Genomic DNA, 236 nt, shown 5'->3' with positions numbered 1-236 from the left:
TTGCGGCGGCAACACAAACTGCCCGTTCGGCTTGCGCCAGTCGGATGCGTTTTTTGCCAACAACTTATTGGGCGCGATGCCTGCGGAGGCGGTCAAACCGGTTTCTTCAAAATTTTCGGCACGAATACGTTTGGCTACCTCGCTAGCGGACGGGATATTTTCAAAATTTCGGGTAACAGCCACAGAGGCCTCATCCAAAGACAAAGGCTCGATCAAATCGGTATAACGCCGACACA

General features: G+C 52.1%; 1 protein-coding gene. It reads right to left on the bottom strand.

The genetic code is table 11. From position 1 onward, the window contains the following. Nucleotides 1-236 (bottom strand): Y-family DNA polymerase (locus ACTHR7_RS10935; protein ID WP_440370822.1); only part of this gene is annotated, 236 nt, incomplete at both ends.

The organism is Neisseria sp. P0007.S010 (genome assembly GCF_051962875.1).
GTDB classification, from domain to species: domain Bacteria; phylum Pseudomonadota; class Gammaproteobacteria; order Burkholderiales; family Neisseriaceae; genus Neisseria; species Neisseria subflava_A.
This window is presented reverse-complemented; position numbering and strand designations above follow the sequence as displayed.